Source organism: Olsenella sp. oral taxon 809 str. F0356, assembly GCF_000233535.1.
Classification (GTDB): domain Bacteria; phylum Actinomycetota; class Coriobacteriia; order Coriobacteriales; family Atopobiaceae; genus Olsenella_I; species Olsenella_I phocaeensis.
In genome coordinates this window covers 1676398-1695428 of record NZ_JH376563.1, presented here as the reverse complement: position 1 = coordinate 1695428, position 19031 = coordinate 1676398, and the positions used below count along the sequence as shown (strand labels likewise).

The following is a 19031-nucleotide window of genomic DNA, read 5'->3' as shown; positions in this document are numbered from 1 at the left end:
GTCGGACAGGAGGCGTCCCTCGGGGCGCCTCCCCTCGTAGCGGGGAGTAGCGAGTTGATTCCTAGCTCTGGCGTGGGGCTGCACGAGTTCGAGGTCGTCTCGAACGAGGAGGTCGCTACCTCCACCTGGCGGCTCGTCCTGCGCGCGCCCGCCCTGGCGGGCTCCATTCGGCCCGGCCAGTTCATGAACCTCGAGGTTCCGGGGGACCCCAGCCACCCCCTGAGGATCCCCCTCTCGTTCGCTTCGGCCGACGCCGTCGCAGGGACGGTCGATCTGGTCTATGCGGTGGTGGGCGAGGGGACGGAGCGCCTTTCGCACATGGCTCCCGGGCAGCGCTCGACGGCCGTGGGGCCAAGCGGCCATGGCTGGAGGCTGCCGGAGCCCGTGCCCGTCCGCGTCCTCCTCGTCGCGGGCGGCGTGGGCGCCCCTCCCATAGTCGCCGCCGCGGGCATGCTCGCCGGGGCAGGGGTCCCCTTCGACGCCGTCCTGGGCGCGCAGACCGCCTCCAGGCTCTGGGGAGAGGAGCGGCTCTCGTCCCTTGGCGCCGGGACGGTGCTCGTCACCACTGACGACGGGAGCCGGGGCATCAAGGGCTTCACGACCGACGCCATGTCCCGCCTTCTGGGGGAGAGGGACTACGGCCTCGTCATGAGCTGCGGGCCACAGCCCATGATGGCCGGCGTGGCAAGGCTCGCGCGCTCGGCGGGCATCGCCTGCCAGGTCTCGACGGAGCGGATGATGGGCTGCGGGTTCGGCGCCTGCAACAGCTGCAACGTGACCATGGCGGCAGGGGGCTACCGCTCCTGCTGCAGCGACGGGCCCGTCTTCGACGCGGAGGAGCTGGCATGGTGAGCGAACCCAGGATGGCCGTCGACCTTGGCGGGATCAGGATGAAGAACCCCGTCAACACCGCCTCGGGGACCTTTGGCTACGGCTGGCAGTTCGAGGGATTCTTTGACGTGTCACTGCTCGGCGCCATAACGACGAAGGGCTGCTCCGCCGTCCCCTGGGACGGCAACCCCGCGCCGCGCCTGGCGGAGGTCGACTCGGGCATCCTGAACTCGGTGGGGCTCCAGAACCCGGGCATCCCCGCCTTCGTCGAACAGGCCGGGGAGTACCTCCAGGGCCTGCGCGACCGCGGCTGCCAGGTCATCTGTCAGGTCGCTGGCCACTCACTCGGCGAGTACGCCCGCGCCGTGGAGCTCTATGACGAGCTGGCTCCCTTCGCCTCAGGGCTCGAGATAAACATCAGCTGCCCCAACGTGAGCCAGGGGGGTGCGGCCATGGGCGCCACGCCACAGGCCGCCGCCGAGGTCATGAGGGCCGTACGCGACCGCACGAAGCTTCCCCTGGTGGTGAAGATGGCCCCCCATGACGTGTCCGAGATCGCCCGCGCGCTCGAGTCGGAGGGCGCGGACGCGCTCTCGCTCATCAACACGATCCCCGCGATGGCGATAGACGTCCGCAGCCGCAGGAGCCGCCTCTCGCGGCCCACGGCAGGCATGTCCGGCGCCGCCATACACCCCATAGCCGTGCGCATGGTGTGGGAGGCCCACAAGGCCGTGGGCCTCCCCCTCGTGGGCATCGGGGGCGTGCGAACGGGCGAGGATGCCGCGGAGCTCATCCTGGCGGGTGCCACGAGCGTCGCCGTGGGGACCGCAAACCTCACCGACCCAAGCTCTGCGCCCAGGATCCTGGCGGAGCTGACCGACTGGGTCCGCGACCAGGGGGTCGCGGACGTCAACGACCTGATTGGAGCCGTGGAATGCTAAGCGAGTCAGAGGCGCGCGAGAGCGTCATCGTCGCACTGGACTGCGACCGCAAGGAGGCCCTGCGGCTTGCCGGCCAGCTCGAGGGCAGGGCCCGCTGGGTCAAGGTGGGCATGACGCTCTTCTATGCCGAGGGGCCCTCCATCGTCCGCGAGATGGGGGAGAGGGGGCTCAGGGTCTTCCTGGACCTCAAGCTGCATGACATCCCCTTCCAGGTCTTCGGGGCCGCGCGCTCCGCCTCGCTCAGTGGGGCCGACATGCTCTCGATCCACGCGCTGGGGTCCGCGCAGATGGTGAGCCAGGCCAGGGCGGGCGTGGAGAGGGCCGCCGAGGAGTGCGGGAGAGACAGGACCCGCCTCGTCGCCATCTCGGTCCTCACCAGCATGGACGAGGAGGCGCTGAGCTCGGTCGGCATCGACCGCGATCTTTCGGACGAGGTCTCCCGGCTCGCCTCGCTCGCCGTCGGCGCGGGGTCGGACGGCATCGTCTGCTCTCCCCAGGAGGCGGCGTCGATGCGCGCCCTCCTCGGCCCCGACGCCCTGATCGTCACCCCGGGCGTGCGGCCGGCGGGCGCCGCGCTGGGCGACCAGAGGCGCGTCGCCACGCCCGCCGCGGCGATTGCGGCCGGCGCCTCGAAGCTCGTGGTGGGCCGCCCCGTCACGCAGGCGGGAGACCCCGTGGCCACCTTCGAGTCCATCGTTTCCGAGCTCTGCGAGGGCTAGGCGCCCTTCGGTTGCGGTCGATTCGGGACCATTTTGTGTAGAAGAATGGCCTTGAAGAACAAAGCTGCAGTTGTAGACTTGTAAAATACCTAGTCAATTGGCAAACTATGGGCTTGCGCCGACGGCTCGTACTTGCCGTGACGTATGGATCACGACGTATTTTTCCGATGTTTGGAGGAACCATGGCACTACCTCAGCTTACCGACGAGCAGCGCAAGGCCGCACTCGAGAAGGCCGCTGCCGCTCGCCATGAGCGCGCTGAGCTCCGCGACAAGATCAAGAGGGGTGACATCACCCTCGAGGAGGTTCTTAACTCCGAGGATCCCATCGCCAGCCGCCTGAAGGTCTCCGCCCTCATCGAGTCCCTTCCCGGCTACGGCAAGGCCAAGGCCACCAAGATCATGGACGAGCTGGGCATCTCCGCCACCCGTCGCGTCAAGGGCCTGGGTGCTCGCCAGCGTGAGCAGCTCATCGAGGTGCTCTCCAAGTAGTGCCTAGGACCCCACGACTCTTCGTCATTTCCGGACCGTCAGGAGCGGGGAAGGGTACGCTGCTCTCGCAGGTGCTGAGGCAGCGTCCCGACCTGGGCCTGACGGTCTCGGCTACCACGAGGAACCCACGCCCCGGCGAGGTGGACGGCGTTTCGTACCACTTCCTCGGCGAGGATGAGTTCTCGCGCCTCGTCGCGGAGGGCGCCTTCCTCGAGTGGGCGAACGTCCACGGGCATCGCTATGGGACGCTGAGAAGCGAGGTGGACGACCGTCTCGCCCGCGGAAGCTCGGTGGTGCTCGAGATAGACCCACAGGGAGCCTTCAACGTGCGGCGCATCTATCCTGATGCCGTGCTCGTCTTCATCGAGCCCCCCTCCATGGAGCTCCTCGAGCAGAGGCTCCGCGCCCGTGGCACCGAGGACGAGGCCTCCATAGGGCTGCGACTCTCCAACGCCAGGCTCGAGATGACGCGCGCGCACGAGTACGATGCGCGCGTCGTCAACGACGAGCTCGAGGCAGCGGCGGCCCGCCTCGCGGACACGATCGATTCATTCGAGAAAAACGGAGGGAACTCCCAAGATGGCAGTGACTAAGCCCGAGATCGACACCCTGCTCGACCAGACCGAGCAGAACCCCTTCCTCCTCTGCGCCGTCGCGTCCAAGCGCGCCTGCGACATCAACAACATGGTGCGCGGCCAGCACCTGCGCGTGACGGCCATCCAGGAGTTCGACGACATCACGCCCGTCATCTCCGGGGAGGACCCCGTCTCCATCGCCATGTCCGAGATCGAGGACGGTACCCTGAGCTTCGTCAAGGACGAGTTCGACAACCAGATCAAGGGCTCCAACGCCCAGGTCGAGCACAACCTCTAAGCGCATGCCGAGAAGAGTCTGCTTCGTCCATTACCACGAGATCGGCCTCAAGGGGAAGAACCGCTCGACCTTCGAGAACCAGCTCGTGAGGAACCTGCGCCGCGCCCTCAGGGACTGGCCCGTCGGTTCCGTCAGGCGCATCTCCGGCCACATCCTGGTCTCGCTCGAGGGTCGCGACGCCGACGAGGAGGTGGCGAGGGCCGTCTCCCGCGTTCCTGGCGTGGCGCGCGTCTCGCTCGCCTACGTCTGCGCGCTCGACAGCGACGAGTTCAGCGCGGCGGCGGTGAGGGCGCTGCATGAGGCGGGGGACTTCCAGAGCTTCAAGGTGCACGCGCGCCGCTCTTTGACCACCTATGAGCTCCACACGCTCGAGCTCAACCGTCTCGTCGGCTCCGTCCTCTGCGGCGAGTTCCCCGACAAGAGGGTGGACGTGCACCATCCCGACGTGACCGTCTACGTCTACGTGGTGCAGGGCTGCGTCTATGTCTATGCGGCCTCCATGCCGGGCGTGGGGGGGCTTCCCGTCGGCACGGCGGGCAAGGTGGTCACCCTGCTCTCGAGCGGCTTCGACTCTCCCGTCGCGACCTGGATGGTGGGCCGCCGGGGCGCCGTCTGCGTCCCCGTGCACTTCTCGGGCCGTCCCATGACCGCGGACACCAGCGAATGGCTCTGCCAGGACATCGTCCAGGCGCTCGAGCCCTCCGGCATGGTGGGGAGGATGTACGTCGTGCCCTTCGGGGAGCGCCAGAGGGAGATCTCGCTCGCGGTGCCCCAGGGCCTGCGCATCATCACCTACCGGCGCGTCATGTTCGCCGTGTCCGAGCGCATCGCGCGGCTCGAGGGCGCCAAGGCGCTCGTGACGGGCGAGTCCCTGGGCCAGGTCGCCTCGCAGACGCTCGACAACATCGCCGCGGTCAACGAGATGGTGGGCCTGCCCGTCCTGCGCCCCCTCATCGGTTCCGACAAGCAGGAGATAATGCGACGCGCCGAGGAGATCGGGACCTACGACATAAGCAGCCAGTCCGCCGACGACTGCTGCACCCTCTTCATGCCGCGTCGTCCCGAGACCCACGCCCGCATGGACGAGGTGCATGCCGCCTGGGACTCCTTCGACCACGACGCCATGATCGACGAGCTGGTCGAGGAGGCCGAGTACGTCGACTTCGACCAGTGCCCGTCCTACAGGCCCCCCAGGGGCCTCAGGGCGAGGCACTCGAGCCTGGCCCCGATCGAGCCTGACCGGAACGCATAGAAATCCCAGCTGACGCCCTAGATGCTTGCAGCTGCCTGCAAGTATGCCGCCAGCCAGCTGCAAGCCCAGTTTTATTTCCCGCCGCTTCGCCCCGCCCCCGCCCCCAAGATGGGGGTGGGGGTGGTCTCTTTGGCACAAAGGGGATTTGGCGGCGGAAGGAAGGGCGGGTCGATCGCGAGGTTGGGGCTCGCGCCGTCGCGAGGGACGATCGCGGCGTGCGCGCTCGCCTGTCTCCTCGCGGCAGGCGTCGGCGCCTGGGGTATGGGAGGGCGGGCGTCCCAGGGAGAGGCCGCCACGGTCGACGTCGCGGCCGAGGGCGTGCCTGGGGCAGACCCGGAGGAGGCCGCCGAGGGAGGCGCCGCAGTCCAGGAGGCGCCCGAACCGGCTGCGGTGCTGGTGCACGTTGACGGGGCCGTCGCGCGTCCGGGGCTCGTCGAGCTGAGGAAGCGCAGCCCGCGCGCCAACGATGCCGTGGAGGCAGCCGGGGGGCTTCTCGACGACGCCGACTGCACGAGCCTCAACCTCGCGGCCGAGGTGAGGGATGGCGATAAGATACACGTTCCCCACGAGGGCGAGGCCGCTGGGTCGGTCGGGACCGCGTCCGTCATTCCGACCGGTGGTCGCACCGAGGGCCAGCTCGTGAACCTCAACACGGCGGACGTGGCCGCGCTTCAGTCGCTTCCGGGCGTGGGCTCCGCGACAGCCAGGGCCATCATCGAGGACCGAGAGGCTCATGGCGACTTCGCGAGCGTGGACGACCTCGCGCGCGTGTCGGGCATAGGGCAGAAGAAGCTCGAGAGGATCAGGGACCATGCCTGCATCTAGGGCGCGGGCGGGGGAGGGGATGCCGCGCCCGCAGATTCCCACGAGCGCCCACCTGCTGGTTGCGTGCGTCCTCGTCGAGCGCGCCGTGCTGGGTGGCCGCCTGCCGCCCCCGCCTCCCTCCCACGTCACTGCGCTCGTCGTCGCGTCATGCGCGATGGTCGTCTTGGCCGCCTCGTCGGCCACTGTTGGGGACGGACTGCGCCTGCCCGTCGCGGGCGTCATCCTCACCCTGGCCCTGTCCACGTCCCTCGCCTGGGCGCTCTCGGGCCTCCTTGTCCGGGGGATGGGGCTCTGCGAGGCGGAGCTCGGTCGCGTCGCGGGGTCGAGCTGCACCCTGCTCGTGGAGTCGGACTCCGTGTGCAGGCGGGGGAGCCACTCTTGTCGTGCGAGCGTGAAGCTGCCCTCGGGCAGGAGCTGCCGCGTCTGGCTGCGCTCGTCCCAGAGGGTTTGGATGGGGGAGCTGCTTCGCTGCAGCACGCGCTGGTCGCCCCTCGACCAGGATGGCTTTGGCGCGAGCTCCAGGATGCAGGGGGCCGTTGGGAGCCTGCGGATCGTGTCCATCTCCTCCAGGTCCTGGCAGCCGGGCCCCTTGGGTCGGCTCAGGGCCTGGCGCTCGGACAGGTTGGAGGGGCTTTTCGCCCAACCTACCGACTCGGCGGCATGGATCGCGGGTGTCGCCCTCGGCAGTCCCGCGCTGGCGCGCGAGAGGGGCATGGGCGAGAGGCTCTCCCGCTGCGGGCTGTCGCACCTCCTGGCGGTCTCCGGCAGCCATCTGGCCATCGCCACCTCCATCGCCTGCACGCTCCTCCTCCGCCTCGACATGCCGCTTGCGCCCCGTCTCGCGGCCTCCCTCTCCCTGGGGATGGCGCTCGTGCTGCTCTGTGGCGCGCCACCGTCCGCCGTGAGGGCACTTCTCATGTCCGCCTCGGCCTCTGGCTCGGAGCTCCTGGGAAGGCGCGGACATGCGCTGTCGTCCCTCTGCCTCGTCGGGTTGGTGATGGCGCTCCTCGACCCCTCGCTCTCCGGGAGCCTGGGCTTCCTACTCTCGCTCGTCTCAGTTGCGGGGCTCTGCCTCCTTTCCTGGTCGACGTCCCAGGCCCTGCGCCGGGCCCTGGGACGTCTTGCGCCCCCATGGGGCATGGGGCGCCGTCGCCTGCCCCGGCCGCTTTCCAAGCTCTCGTCCGTCACCCTCGACCTCGCGTCGGCCAGCCTCGTCGCCCAGGTCTCGACCCTGCCCCTGTGCAGCTCTGCGTTCGGGACGCTCTCGCTGGTCGCCCCCCTCTCAAACCTCCTGGCGGTCGTCCCCTTCACCCTCGGGCTCGCCACAGGCCTCCCCGGGCTCCTGCTCGAGGGTCTGCTGCCCTGGGCCCGACTCCCCCTGGACGTGTCCCGATGCTGCTTCGACCTGCTTTCCGCTCTGGTGGGCGCACTCTCCGCCCTTCCCCTCGCCGCCGTGGGACTTCCGGATTGGGGAGGGGTCGAGCCCCTCCTTTGGTCGGGCCTGGTCGCATTGGCCCTCGTCCGGTCATGCGTCCGCATGGAAGAGGGCGACCACCATGGTCGCCATGTGTCATAGTGGTCTGACATGCAGAAGGGGGTCGTCTTGGCAGGAAAGGCATCGGGGGCTCTTCTCCCCGCATATCTGGCGGTGGGCAGCAACTCCGTCAAGGCCGGGCGCGTCGTCGAAAGGCTCCGCGCGCGCCTCGACGACGGACTCGCGGCCTTCAACCTCGACGAGCGGGAGTCGGCTGCCGTGAGCGAGCCGGGTGAGCTCCTCGCCTCCCTCAACACGCTGCCCGTCGGCCCTGGCCAGCGCCTCGTCATCATCCACGGGGCGGACAAGCTTGCCAAGCCCTGCTCGGAGGCGATCGTCGGGTACCTCCAGAACCCCAATCCCGGCTGCGTCCTCTGCCTGGTGGCCGAGGCCCTCGCAAGGACCACCCGCCTCTACAAGGCCGTGGCGGCGGTGGGCAGGGACGCCGTGATCGACTGCGGCGGAAAGAAGGCCTGGCAGCTCCCGGCGGAGGTCCGCCGGCTCGCCCAGCGCCGGGGGATGTCGATCGACGAGTCCGCCGCCCGCGAGCTCGTCGACCGCGTTGGCGAGTCGATCGCCCTGATAGACGGTCAGCTCAAGACCCTGAGCGAGCTCTGCCGGGCAAGCGGCTCCATCACGCGCGCGGACGTGGTGGAGCACGTCGCCCGGACGGCGGAGGTGAAGCCCTGGGACTTCCTTGACGCCGTCTGCGACAGGGACGCCGGAAGGGCCCTCTCGGTGTACGCGCTCATGCCCGCGAACTCCGAGGTCAGGCTCGTCTCGCTCCTCGCTGCGCGCCTGCGGGAGCTCGTCTGCGCCCGATCGCTCATGCGTCGTGGCACCATCGCGGGCCTGGGTGGCGAACTCCTCGCCTATGACTCGATCGCGGCGACTCCCGCGGTGAGGCGCAAGGGGTCGAAGAGGCCAGCGAAGCCCCGCGTGAAGCAGGATTGGCAGCTCAAGAACCACCAGAGGTGGGCCGGCTCGTTTGGCGATGGGGAGCTGGAGCGCGCGCTTGTGCTCTGTGGGGGCGCGGATGCCGCCCTGAAGGGCGGCGCTGACCCACGCAGCTGCGTCAGCTCCCTCATCCTGGACGTCTGTGGTGCGGCTCCCTCGCGTCACGGGAGCCTCCCGTGCTGATCTGCCCTCTCTAAATCTTTTGACATATTCCAACATATCATCCCAAGAAGCCCTATACTACTTGCTGACATTTGCCATTAAGTAGGAGGTCCCATGCTGGGAAGGCGACCCAAGGTCAGGGAGGTGGGCCTGGTGCCCGAATACCTCCGCTTCGCACCGGACGGGGTGGCGCACGAGCGCGTGCTCGAGCTGGCCCTCGACGAGCTCGAGGCCATTCGGCTCATCGACCTCTTGGGGCTGGACCAGCAGGGGGCGGCGTCGCGCATGGGCGTGGCCCGTTCCACCGTCGCCAGCATCTATGACCGGGCGCGGAAGAAGGTCGCGGACTTCCTCGTGAATGGCGGGGAGCTGGTGGTGGGAGGCGGAAACGTCCGCCTCCGCCCCGGCATGGACGCCCGGGACGGGTCCTGGGCGCTTGAGAAGGGAGAGAGAACCATGAGGATTGCGGTCACCTATGAGGACGGGAAGGTCTTCCAGCACTTCGGGAGGACGGAGCAGTTCAAGGTGTACGAGGTCGAGGGAGGCAAGGTCACCTCGTCCCGGGTGCTGGGGTCCAACGGCGTGGGCCACGGCGCTCTGGCGGGGCTGCTCTCCGAGGGAGGGGTCGACCTCCTCGTCTGTGGCGGCATCGGCGGTGGGGCCCAGGCTGCCCTGGCCCGCGCGGGCATAGAGGTGTACCCCGGGCAGGAGGGCGATGCGGACGCGGCGGTGGACGCGTACCTTTCCGGACGGCTCGTGAAGCTCGAGTCTGCCACCTGCGACCACCACGACCACGAGCACGGCCATGGTTGCGGCAGCCACGAGGGCGATTGCGGAGGGCACGACCGCGAGGGCGGCTGCTGCCATTGAGGTTCGCGAGGCGGCCGCGCCCCGGAGTCAACGCGCACATCCCGCGTGGCCGCGCGCTTGTTGGTTGCCACGTCGAGGACTGGAGGTTGGACTAACCCGATGAGAGACATCGCCATCGGTTTCGTGACTGGTCGGAAGAGCTTTCGTAACGTTCTGAAGACCTATGCCTGCCACTGGAGGGGCCTGATCAGGGGCAGGGGCATGGATGCGCTCCTCTTCCTGGATGACGACGAGTACCCCCTTGCCGTGACGAGCCGGGATGGGCTCGCGTACTGGTGCGGCCAAGACGTCTTCCGAGAGCACGTCAAGGCGCTCGGCACGTTTGACGTGACCAACGGGTACCACTGCGGCTACGTCTTGCCCATATCTCGCCCATACCCCACATGGGCTTTGCGGACGACTTCACGGAGGACGACTTCAGGGTCTTCGCCGACGCCGTCAGCAACGACATCCTCAACTGGGACGGCATGTCGGCCGTGATGAGGAACGGTGGGGTGACCTACGCGGATGACGGGGCGCTCGCGGAGCCAAGGGTGACGGCCCTCGAGCGCGGGAGGACGGACGGGCTCCCGATCTCTGGGTCGAACCTCGGCATCGGGCTGACGGATCGCACACGCACGGTCCCGTTCTTCAATCCGAGCGGGGCGAGGGGAGAGGATGCCTTCTTTGCGGCAGCGTTGGGTGACCAGAAGGTCGCGCGCGTGCCGGTCTACACCTTCCACGACGGCTTCATGCGGTATTCGGGCCTCCTGCAGGGGAACCTCCCCCTGCGCCTGGGGCGCGTCGAGGCCACGGATCCGAGGGTCGTGGAGAGGTTCTACAAGGCCTGCCTCGGGTGGATCCGCTACAAGCCGCTGCTGATGTGGCTTGCGGGGCGGGACGACTTCGACTCCAGGGCGCGGAGGGTGAGCGGGGAGCTAAGATACCTCGCCCCAAGGATGGAGAGGCGCTTTCACCTCCCGTTTGGCCAGGTTGCCAGGGAGTTCTCCCGCTTCTCCAGGCGCGTGGCGCTCGACGAGGAGAACTACGAGGCGAACCTGGCCGCCTGGGAAAAGCTCATGCGGGCGACCGTCGTCCATGGGCGTCCCTAGGCCCCCACGCGACCCGGTCGCGCTTTCGGGATGGAGCCCGACATGTCTTCAGGGGGCAGCTCGGCAGGTTTGGTCCGCCGACATAAATTAGACGGGCCCAGAACTCAGCTCCGGGCCCGTCGACGTTACGACGATTTGAGGGGAAGCGGCCTACTTCAGGGTGTTGACCAGCTTCTGGACGCCGCTCTTGCGGTCGGCGGCCTGGTTCTTGTGGATGATGCCCTTGGAGGCAGCCTTGTCGAGGAGACGACCGGCCTTGTTGGCGGCGTCCTGGGCGACGGTGGCGTCACCCTCCTCGACGGCAGCGCGAACCTTCTTGACGGCGGTCTTCAGCTCGGAGCGGACCGCCTTGTTGCGGACGCGGGCCTTCTCGGCGGTGATGATGCGCTTCTTCTGAGACTTGATGTTAGCCACGTGCGGTTCCTTTCGGTACTTATCCCTGAGGCCTCTGAACTTAATGAGGTGAAGGACGTGGGGGATCCGACACCTGACACGGCGAGGTCAACCAGCGCAGTATAGCACTCCACCAGCCTTTGGGATAATATCATCCGCATGACTACCAACGATACCTCACATATCCGCAACTTCTCGATCGTCGCTCACATCGACCACGGCAAGTCGACCATCTCGGACCGCATCCTCGAGTTCACCCACACGGTCGAGCAGAGGGACCTCGCCTCCCAGATGCTCGACTCCATGGACATCGAGCGGGAGCGCGGGATCACCATCAAGTCCAATGCCGTCCGCGTCATGTACGAGGCGGACGACGGGGGGACCTACCAGTTCAACCTCATCGACACGCCTGGTCACGTGGACTTCACCTATGAGGTCTCGCGCTCGCTCGCCGCCTGCGAGGGGGCTGTCCTCGTGGTGGACGCCACGCAGGGGGTCGAGGCGCAGACCGTCTCGAACGCAAGCCTCGCCATGAACGCCAACCTGGACATCGTCCCCGCGATCAACAAGATCGACCTCCCTTCGGCCCATCCCGAGGAGGTCAAGGCCGAGATCGAGGACGAGCTCGCCATTCCCGCGGAGGACAGCGTGCTCGTCTCGGGCAAGACCGGAGAGGGCATCCATGAGCTGCTCGAGGCCATCGTGTACCTCGTCTCTCCCCCCAAGGGCGACCCGGACGGCCCGCTCAAGGCGCTCATCCTGGACTCCTACTTCGACGAGTATCGCGGCGTCATCGCCACCGTGCGCGTCTTCGACGGGTCGGTGCGCAAGGGCCAGCAGCTCAAGATGATGGCCCTTGGCGACTCCTTCACCTGCGACGGCGTCGGCGTCAAGCGCCCGCTCGAGACCCCGCTCGACCGGCTTGGGGTGGGCGAGGTGGGCTACGTGGTGACGGGCCTCAAGGAGCCCGGGCTGGTCAAGACCGGCGACACCATCACCGAGGAGGCCAGGCCCTGCGCCGAGCCCTGCCCGGGCTACCACGAGGCGAAGCCCATGGTCTACACGGGGCTCTTCCCCATAGACAACAAGCAGTACGAGAACCTCCGCGACGCCCTCGAGAAGCTCCAGGTGAACGACCCCTCGCTCGTCTGGTCCCCCGAGACCAGCGTGGCCCTGGGCTTCGGCTTCCGGGTGGGCTTCCTGGGACTCCTGCACATGGAGGTTGTGAAGGAGCGCCTGGAGCGCGAGTTCGGGCTCGACCTCATAGCTACCTCACCCTCCGTCAACTACCACGTGTTCACGACCGACGGCGAGATGGTCGAGCTCACGAGCCCCCAGGACCTGCCGGACGTCACGCGCATAGACCGCATCGAGGAGCCCTACCTCAACGCCAAGGTCATCGTGCCCCCCGAGTACATGGGCGCGGTCATGCAGCTCGCCATAGACCACCGCGGGGTCACGAGGGACATGGTCTACCTCAGCGAGAAGTCCGTCGAGATGCACTTCGACATCCCCCTCGCCGAGCTCATCCTGGACTTCTTCGACCAGCTCAAGAGCCGCACCAAGGGCTATGCGTCACTTGACTACGAGTTCGCGGACTATCGCGAGTCACCGCTCGTGAAGCTCGACATCCTGCTCGCGGGCGACGAGGTGGACGCGCTCTCGTTCATCGTGCACCGCGACAAGGCCTACGCCCTGGCGCGTGGCCTCTGCGACCGCCTGAAGGAGATAATCCCGCGGCAGCAGTTCGAGGTGCCCATCCAGGGTGCCATCGGTAACAAGATCATCAGCCGCTCCACCGTACGTGCCGTGCGCAAGGACGTCCTGGCAAAGTGCTACGGCGGCGATATCTCGCGCAAGCGCAAGCTCCTCGAGAAGCAGAAGGAGGGCAAGAAGCGCATGAAGTCCATCGGCTCGGTCGAGGTGCCGCAGGAGGCGTTCCTCGCCGTGCTCAAGGTGGACGACGAGTGACGTCCGCGGCCAGGGGCCAGGGGACGCTTCGGATCCTCGAGGGCCTCGCCACGCCAGCCGGGCTCAGGCTTCCTGACGCCCGTCCCGTGCCGCGGGCGGACGTGCGGGCGCGTCTGGCGCAGAACCCCTTCCTCATGGCGCCCATGGCCGGCGTCACCGACGGCGCCTACCGCCTCATGGCGAGGGCGGGCGGGGCCTCCCTCGCCTACACCGAGATGGTCTCGGTCGCCGGCATACACTTCGGCGGCCAGAAGACCTGGGACCTCGTCCTGCCCGCCGAGGGGGAGCCCGATGTCGCCGTGCAGCTTTTCGGGTCGAAGCCCGAGCAGTTCCGCGAGGCCGCCCTCGAGGTGGCCGAGCGCCTGGGGCCGCGCCTCGCCCTCGTAGACGTCAACATGGCCTGTCCCGTGCCCAAGGTGACCCGCAAGGGGGAGGGGTCCGCCCTCATGGACGACCCCTCCCTCGCGGCCAGGATCGTCGGAGCCTGCCTCGAGCAGGGTCAGGTGCCCGTCACCTGCAAGATTCGCTGCGGCCGACGCGACGGGGAGGAGCAGGCGCCCGAGTTCGCTCGCGCGCTCGAGGCCGCCGGGGCAGCCGCCATCGCGGTCCACGGAAGGAGCGCGAGCCAGCTCTACCGCGGTCGCGCCGACTGGGGCGTCGTGCGCCGGGTCGCCGGGGCAGTCGACGTGCCCGTCATAGGCTCGGGTGACGTGGAGGACGCTGGGGCGGCGCTGCGGATGCTCGAGGAGACGGGCGCCGCGGGCGTGATGGTGGCCCGCGGGAGCTACGGCAACCCCTGGGTCTTCTCGTCCGCGCTGGCCCTCGCGTCGGGCGAGAGGCCTGCGGCGCCCACCCTCTCCCAGCGCCTCGCGGCCTTCGAATGCCACGTGAGGCTCCTCGACGCCACCGGCGGCCACCTCGCCCGCGCCCGCAGCCTTGCCGGTTGGTACCTGAAGGGGCTCCCTCACGCCGCCGCCTGGCGGGACGGCGCCATGCGCTGCGTGAGCCTGGACGACTACCTCGGGCTCCTCGCCAGGGTGAGGGCATTCGCGGGTGGGGACGCCGCGGGCCGGGAGGACGTCCGCCGTGGGTGACGGTCCCTCGCCCAACGCCTGGGAGGGCCGCCTCCACGCCACGGCGGCAGAGGCCCTCTACCTCCACCTGCCCTTCTGCGAGAGCAAGTGCGCCTACTGCGACTTCGCCTCCTGGGTCACCCGGGAGGGCGACCCCCTCATGGGCGCCTACGCCCGCGCCCTCGGCTCCCAGGTCCGCGAGCTCAAGGGGGCGGGGCTCCTCTCCTCCTGCAGGACGGCCTACCTGGGAGGGGGCACGCCCAGCCTCCTCGGCACGGACGGGCTGTCGGACCTCGTGCGCGCCGTCGCCTCGACGACGGCGGCGGCGGAGCTGAGCGTGGAGGCCAACCCGGAGTCCCTTGCCGAGGGGATGGCCGGCGCGCTCGCCGAGGCGGGGGCGACGCGCGTCTCCCTGGGGGTCCAGAGCCTCGACGACGGGGAGCTTCGCCTCCTGGGACGCGCGCACGACGCAAGGACGGCCCTTCGGGCGCTGGGGGACGCCGTCTCGAGCGGGCTCGACGTCTCCTGCGACCTCATGTGCGCCATCCCCCGTCAGACGTCCGAGAGCTGGGCCAGGAGCCTCCGGGGCGTGCTGGGCGAGGGGGTCGGGCACGTGAGCGTCTACCCCCTCGCCATCGAGGACGGGACGGCCTTCGGCAGGGCCGTGGACGAGGGGCTCATGGACGAGCCGGAAGACGGGCTCGCCGCGGAGCTCATGGAGGAGGCGGAGCGGATCCTGGGGGAGGCGGGCCTCTCCCGCTACGAGGTGGCGAGCTATGCCCGGCCAGGGCGCGCCTGCGCGCACAACCAGGCATACTGGACCGGCCGTCCCTACCTGGGCCTGGGATGCTCCGCCTCGGGGATGCTCGCCCGCGAGGGCTACCTGAGGCTCAGGGACGCCTGCTGCCCCCAGCTGCCCGAGCCCGCCCCCGCCAGCGCGCGCCTGAGGCTCCGCGTGCTCACGGGCCGCAGGGCGATCGCGGAGGACCCGCGGCTCTCCAGCCTCTCGTTCGAGGTGGAGGAGCTGGATGCGGGCCAGGCGGCGGCGGAGGACCTCATGCTGGGGGCACGCATGACGCGGGGCCTCGACCCCGCGCTCGTCTCGCACGCGAGGCTCGTCCTCGGAGGGGGCCGCGTCCAGGCGGCGCTCGACGACTGCGTCGCGCGCGGGCTTCTCGCCCGGGACGGTGGCGGGAGGCTCGCCCCCACCCATCGTGGCTGGCTTCTGGGAAACGAGCTCTACGGGACCCTCTGGGACCTCGCCGGGGGAGAGATCCTCACGTCGCGCTGCCAGGGCCGCGGCGCGCCCAAGCCATGACCGCCCTTCGTGAAGCTGCGTGGCGGAGGTATCCGGCATGCGGCCATGGGGTATAGTTCCGCACGTCAGGTCGCCATGGCGGCGCACGGGGGGAAGGTAGGGCAGGCACTTGGCCTCGATGAACGAGAAGGACTACTACGCCATCCTGGGCGTGGAACAGGACAGCACGACGGAGCAGATCAGGCGCGCGTTCCAGCAGAAGGCGCGCAAGCTCCATCCGGACGTCAACAAGGAGCCGGACGCCGAGGAGCGCTTCAAGGAGGTCTCCGAGGCGTACGCCGTCCTCTCCGACGAGGGCAAGAGGCGCCGCTACGACGCCATGCGCTCCGGGAACCCCTTCGCCTCCGCCGACTACGGCGGCACCCCCGGCGCCTCGCCCGACGGCTACGGGGGCTTCCCCTTCGGCTGGGGCTTCCCCTTCTCCGACGTGGCCCAGCGAGGTCGCGGAGGCCAGCGCTCCCGCTCCTACAACCCACGCGTCGGCGCGGACGTCACCGTGCGCCTCGACCTGGACGACGAGTCGGCGCGCAAGGGCGTGCGCAGGGGCGTGACCTACCAGCGCTACGTCGCCTGCGACGTCTGCCACGGGCAGGGATCGGTGCGCAGCGACCACGCGGAGACCTGCCCCACCTGCGGCGGTAGCGGCCACATGAGCGTCGACCTCACGGGCATCTTCGGCTTCGGCGTCATGGAGATGGAGTGCCCCGAGTGCGAGGGGACGGGCAGGGTCGTGAGCGACCCCTGCCACAACTGCGGCGGTTCAGGCAGGGTGCTCTCCGCGAGCGAGGTCGTGGTCGAGGTTCCCGCCGGCTCGCATGACGGCGACGAGGTCCGCGTCCCCGGCATGGGCAACGCGGGCACGAACGGCCAGGCCTCGGGAGACTTCGTCTGCCGCGTGGGGGTTGCGTCCGAGCGGCTGAGCCAGAGGCAGGCCTCCGGCTTCCACTCGCTGGGGCTCGCCGTGCCCTTCCTGGTGCTGGGGGCGCTCACCAACACCCTGGGCTCCGTCGCCCTCGTGATCGTGACGCTCGTGGGGGTCGGCGCCTTCCTCGCCTTCGGCGAGGGCCTCGCCCATGCGCGAGGCTGGTGGAGGTCGGGCCTCAGGTCGCTCGCCAACGGCGCGAGCTCGGGCGTGGTCTTCGCGCTCTTCCTGGTGATGATGTTCTCCTGCGGCTCGGGGCTGGGAAGCGCCGGCTACAGGGGATAGCCTCCCTTCGCGGACCCCTGCCCGCGATTCGTACGTCTGCAACTGCTTTGGGGATTGGTGACATTGGCTTCGAAGGACTACTACGAGGTGCTCGGCATCGCGCGCGATGCCGACGCCGAGACGATCAAGAGGGCCTTTCTCAAGAAGGCGCGCACGCTCCACCCGGACGTCAACAAGGAGGCGGACGCCGAGGAGCGCTTCAAGGAGGTCAACGAGGCGTACTCCATCCTCTCCGACGAGCGCAAGCGCTCAAACTACGACCGCTACGGCACGCCCGACGGACCCGGCGGCTTCGGCTCCGACTACGTGGACATGTCCGACATCTTTGGTGGCGGCTTCGGAATAAACGACATCTTCGACTCCTTCTTTGGCGGGGCCGCAGGGCGCCAGGGCGGCCAGCGCGCCACGCGCACCCGCGGGCGCGACATGGGCATGACGCTGCGCGTGAGCCTCGCGGAGGCCGCCGCGGGATGCACGAAGACGGTCGCCTACGAGCGCCTTGCCCCCTGCGACGACTGCCACGGCAGCGGCGTCGCCGAGGGTGGCCACGAGAGGACCTGCGAGCGCTGCCACGGCACGGGCCGCGTGATGGAGGTCCAGCGCACCATCTTCGGGCAGATGCAGTCGCAGGCGACCTGCCCGGACTGCGGGGGCACCGGCAAGGTGGTGGACAAGCCCTGCGAGACCTGCCAGGGCCAGGGACGCACCCCCTCGCGCGAGACGGTCGAGGTCAGCGTGCCCGCTGGCGTCCACTCCGGGCAGTCGATGAGCATCAGGGGCAAGGGGGAGGCCGGGCTGCGCGGCGACGCGGCGGGAGACCTCGTGGTGCGCGTCGAGGTCGAGCCCAGCGAGGACTTAGAGCGACAGGGCGACGACCTCTACTGCCGCCTCGCCCTCGACGCCCTCGAGGCCATCGTGGGCTGCAAGAAGGCCATCCCCGGAATCCTCGCTGGCGAGCAGGTGGACGTCGAGGTCCCCGCAGGCTGCCAGCACGGCCAGCAGATCCGCGTCGAGGGCAGGGGCATGCCCCGCCTCAACTCGCGTTCGCGCGGCAGCCTCATAGCCGTGGTCCAGGTCGAGGTCCCCCGCGACCTGGACGAGGCGCAGATGGAGGCGGTCCGCGAGCTCGTGGGCCAGCGCTCGTCCCGCCCCGGGGACGGCGCGGGCAAGGCAGGGGCCGACGACGCCAAGAGGGGCCGCCGCGGCCGCAAGGGGCGCAAGTGACGCGCCACAAGGTGGCCCTGGTCAACCTGGGCTGTCGCGTCAACAGGGTCGAGAATGACCTCGTGGCGAGCCAGCTCGAGGGGGCGGGACTCGAGCTCTGCGACCCCGCGGCGGCCGAGCTCGTGGTGGTCAACACCTGCGCCGTGACGGGCGAGGCGGAGGCCAAGACCCGAAAGCGGCTTCGCCATGTGGCGCAGCTGCCCCAGGCGCCCCTCGTGCTCGCGAGCGGCTGCGTCGCCAACCTCAGGGGAGAGGAGCTCGAGGGCCTCGCCCCCAACATCGAGGTGGTGCGTGACAAGTCGCGGCTCGCCGAGGTCGCCCTGTCCAGGCTCGGGCTCGAGCCCGGAAGCGTGACGGACGCGGGCGAGCTCGCCGTGACGCCGACGCCCACGGGCAGGATGAGGCCCGGCATCAAGATCCAGGACGGCTGCGACAATCGCTGCAGCTACTGCATAGTCTGGAAGGCGCGCGGCGCCTCCCGCTCCACGGGCGTGGGCGAGGTGCTGCGGCAGGTCCGCTCCGCCGTCGCGCGCGGGGGCCACGAGGTCGTGCTCACGGGCATCAACCTGGGGCGCTTCCGAGGCGAGGCCGAGGACGGCAGGGAGATCGCGCTTCCGGGCCTCATCGACCTCATCCTCGGGGAGACCGAGGTGGAGCGCGTCCGGCTCTCGTCCATCGAGCCGCCCGACGTCACCGACGAGCTCCTGGACGCCATGGCGCGGGGAGGCGAGAGGGTCGCGCCCTTCCTCCACGTCTGCCTGCAGTCCGGCTGCGACGACACGCTCCGGCGCATGCGTCGCGTGTACAGCACGGCAGAGTACCGCAGGACCGTCCTCCACGCGCGCGAGCGCATCGAGGGGCTCGCCTTGGGGACCGACCTCATCGTGGGCTTCCCGGGCGAGACGGACGAGGAGTTCGAGGCGTCCCTCGCCTTCTGCGAGGAGATGGCCTTCGCCAAGATGCACGTCTTCCGCTACTCCGCCCGCCCCGGCACGCCCGCGGCCACGGCGGAGGGGCAGGTCCCTCCCCGGGTCATGGCCAAGCGCGGCCGGCGCATGAGGGAGCTCGCCGCGCGCATGCGCCGCCAGAGCGCCTCCGCGCGAGTGGGCTCAGAGGAGCTCGCCGTGGTCCAGTACCCAGGCCGTGCCGTCACCGGGCGCCTGCACGACCTCCTGGTCGACCCGTCCGCCCCCCTCGACGCGCTCGTGAGGGCCCGCGTCACGTCCGTCATGGACGACGGGACGCTCGTGGGCACGTTGCTGTAGGACGCCGCCGTTGCGGCTATGATTGGGACGGCGC

At 69.4% G+C, this 19031-nt stretch carries 19 protein-coding genes; 18 read left to right on the top strand and 1 reads right to left on the bottom strand.

The genetic code is table 11. The annotated features are described in order from the left end of the window. The first annotated feature begins 54 nt into the window (after nucleotides 1-54). From HMPREF1008_RS07690 to HMPREF1008_RS07635, 12 genes are all read left to right on the top strand, one after another. On the top strand, nucleotides 55-852 hold the full coding sequence (locus tag HMPREF1008_RS07690; RefSeq protein ID WP_009279297.1) for a dihydroorotate dehydrogenase electron transfer subunit: 798 nt from the start codon (nucleotides 55-57) through the stop codon (nucleotides 850-852). After that, nucleotides 846-1772: a dihydroorotate dehydrogenase gene (locus HMPREF1008_RS07685; RefSeq protein WP_009279296.1), complete on the top strand. Its 927-nt coding sequence runs from the start codon at nucleotides 846-848 to the stop codon at nucleotides 1770-1772. Before HMPREF1008_RS07690 ends, HMPREF1008_RS07685 begins: the two co-directional genes overlap by 7 nt. Then, nucleotides 1766-2491: an orotidine-5'-phosphate decarboxylase gene (pyrF, locus tag HMPREF1008_RS07680; protein WP_009279295.1), complete on the top strand. Its 726-nt coding sequence runs from the start codon at nucleotides 1766-1768 to the stop codon at nucleotides 2489-2491. The genes HMPREF1008_RS07685 and pyrF overlap by 7 nt, the downstream gene beginning before the upstream one ends. Before the next feature lie 182 nt (nucleotides 2492-2673). Beyond that, the gene (gene mihF, locus HMPREF1008_RS07675; protein WP_009279294.1) at nucleotides 2674-2982 is read left to right on the top strand and encodes an integration host factor, actinobacterial type; all 309 of its coding nucleotides are present in this window, start codon (nucleotides 2674-2676) and stop codon (nucleotides 2980-2982) included. Next, nucleotides 2982-3575: a guanylate kinase gene (gene gmk / locus HMPREF1008_RS07670; protein ID WP_009279293.1), complete on the top strand. Its 594-nt coding sequence runs from the start codon at nucleotides 2982-2984 to the stop codon at nucleotides 3573-3575. The genes mihF and gmk overlap by 1 nt, the downstream gene beginning before the upstream one ends. Then, nucleotides 3562-3855, top strand: a complete 294-nt coding sequence (locus HMPREF1008_RS07665) for a DNA-directed RNA polymerase subunit omega (RefSeq protein ID WP_009279292.1) — start codon at nucleotides 3562-3564, stop codon at nucleotides 3853-3855. The genes gmk and HMPREF1008_RS07665 overlap by 14 nt, the downstream gene beginning before the upstream one ends. 4 nt (nucleotides 3856-3859) lie before the next feature. Continuing rightward, nucleotides 3860-5107: a tRNA uracil 4-sulfurtransferase ThiI gene (gene thiI, locus HMPREF1008_RS07660; RefSeq protein WP_009279291.1), complete on the top strand. Its 1248-nt coding sequence runs from the start codon at nucleotides 3860-3862 to the stop codon at nucleotides 5105-5107. 129 nt (nucleotides 5108-5236) lie between these two features. Continuing rightward, the gene (locus HMPREF1008_RS07655; protein WP_040656775.1) at nucleotides 5237-5932 is read left to right on the top strand and encodes a ComEA family DNA-binding protein; all 696 of its coding nucleotides are present in this window, start codon (nucleotides 5237-5239) and stop codon (nucleotides 5930-5932) included. Beyond that, nucleotides 5919-7508, top strand: a complete 1590-nt coding sequence (locus HMPREF1008_RS07650; RefSeq protein WP_009279289.1) for a ComEC/Rec2 family competence protein — start codon at nucleotides 5919-5921, stop codon at nucleotides 7506-7508. The genes HMPREF1008_RS07655 and HMPREF1008_RS07650 overlap by 14 nt, the downstream gene beginning before the upstream one ends. Before the next feature lie 27 nt (nucleotides 7509-7535). Next, nucleotides 7536-8606 carry a DNA polymerase III subunit delta gene (gene holA, locus HMPREF1008_RS07645; protein WP_009279288.1) on the top strand — a complete coding sequence of 357 codons (1071 nt, stop codon included), beginning with the start codon at nucleotides 7536-7538 and terminating at the stop codon, nucleotides 8604-8606. Between the two features lie 93 nt (nucleotides 8607-8699). Next, a complete protein-coding gene (locus tag HMPREF1008_RS07640) occupies nucleotides 8700-9455 on the top strand; it encodes a NifB/NifX family molybdenum-iron cluster-binding protein (protein WP_009279287.1) in 756 nt (251 codons plus the stop codon). Between the two features lie 383 nt (nucleotides 9456-9838). Continuing rightward, nucleotides 9839-10546, top strand: coding sequence for a hypothetical protein (locus HMPREF1008_RS07635; RefSeq protein WP_009279286.1), 708 nt, complete (start codon nucleotides 9839-9841; stop codon nucleotides 10544-10546). A 150-nt stretch (nucleotides 10547-10696) separates the two neighbouring features. Here HMPREF1008_RS07635 and rpsT read toward each other — a convergent pair whose 3' ends face one another. Beyond that, complete coding sequence (rpsT, locus tag HMPREF1008_RS07630; protein ID WP_009279285.1) at nucleotides 10697-10960, bottom strand: 30S ribosomal protein S20; 264 nt, start codon at nucleotides 10958-10960, stop codon at nucleotides 10697-10699. Between the two features lie 138 nt (nucleotides 10961-11098). On the opposite strand from rpsT, the gene lepA reads away from it, so the two are divergent. From lepA to HMPREF1008_RS07600, 6 genes are all read left to right on the top strand, one after another. Then, on the top strand, nucleotides 11099-12910 hold the full coding sequence (lepA, locus tag HMPREF1008_RS07625; protein ID WP_009279284.1) for a translation elongation factor 4: 1812 nt from the start codon (nucleotides 11099-11101) through the stop codon (nucleotides 12908-12910). Next, nucleotides 12907-14004, top strand: a complete 1098-nt coding sequence (locus HMPREF1008_RS07620) for a tRNA-dihydrouridine synthase (RefSeq protein ID WP_009279283.1) — start codon at nucleotides 12907-12909, stop codon at nucleotides 14002-14004. Before lepA ends, HMPREF1008_RS07620 begins: the two co-directional genes overlap by 4 nt. Next, nucleotides 13997-15301, top strand: a complete 1305-nt coding sequence (locus HMPREF1008_RS07615; protein WP_009279282.1) for a coproporphyrinogen-III oxidase family protein — start codon at nucleotides 13997-13999, stop codon at nucleotides 15299-15301. The genes HMPREF1008_RS07620 and HMPREF1008_RS07615 overlap by 8 nt, the downstream gene beginning before the upstream one ends. 118 nt (nucleotides 15302-15419) lie before the next feature. Next, complete coding sequence (locus tag HMPREF1008_RS07610) at nucleotides 15420-16508, top strand: DnaJ domain-containing protein (RefSeq protein WP_009279281.1); 1089 nt, start codon at nucleotides 15420-15422, stop codon at nucleotides 16506-16508. A gap of 63 nt (nucleotides 16509-16571) precedes the next feature. Next, on the top strand, nucleotides 16572-17732 hold the full coding sequence (dnaJ, locus tag HMPREF1008_RS07605) for a molecular chaperone DnaJ (RefSeq protein WP_009279280.1): 1161 nt from the start codon (nucleotides 16572-16574) through the stop codon (nucleotides 17730-17732). After that, nucleotides 17729-18997 (top strand): MiaB/RimO family radical SAM methylthiotransferase, encoded by a 1269-nt coding sequence (locus HMPREF1008_RS07600; RefSeq protein WP_009279279.1) that lies wholly within the window; start codon nucleotides 17729-17731, stop codon nucleotides 18995-18997. The genes dnaJ and HMPREF1008_RS07600 overlap by 4 nt, the downstream gene beginning before the upstream one ends. Nucleotides 18998-19031 lie beyond the last annotated feature (34 nt).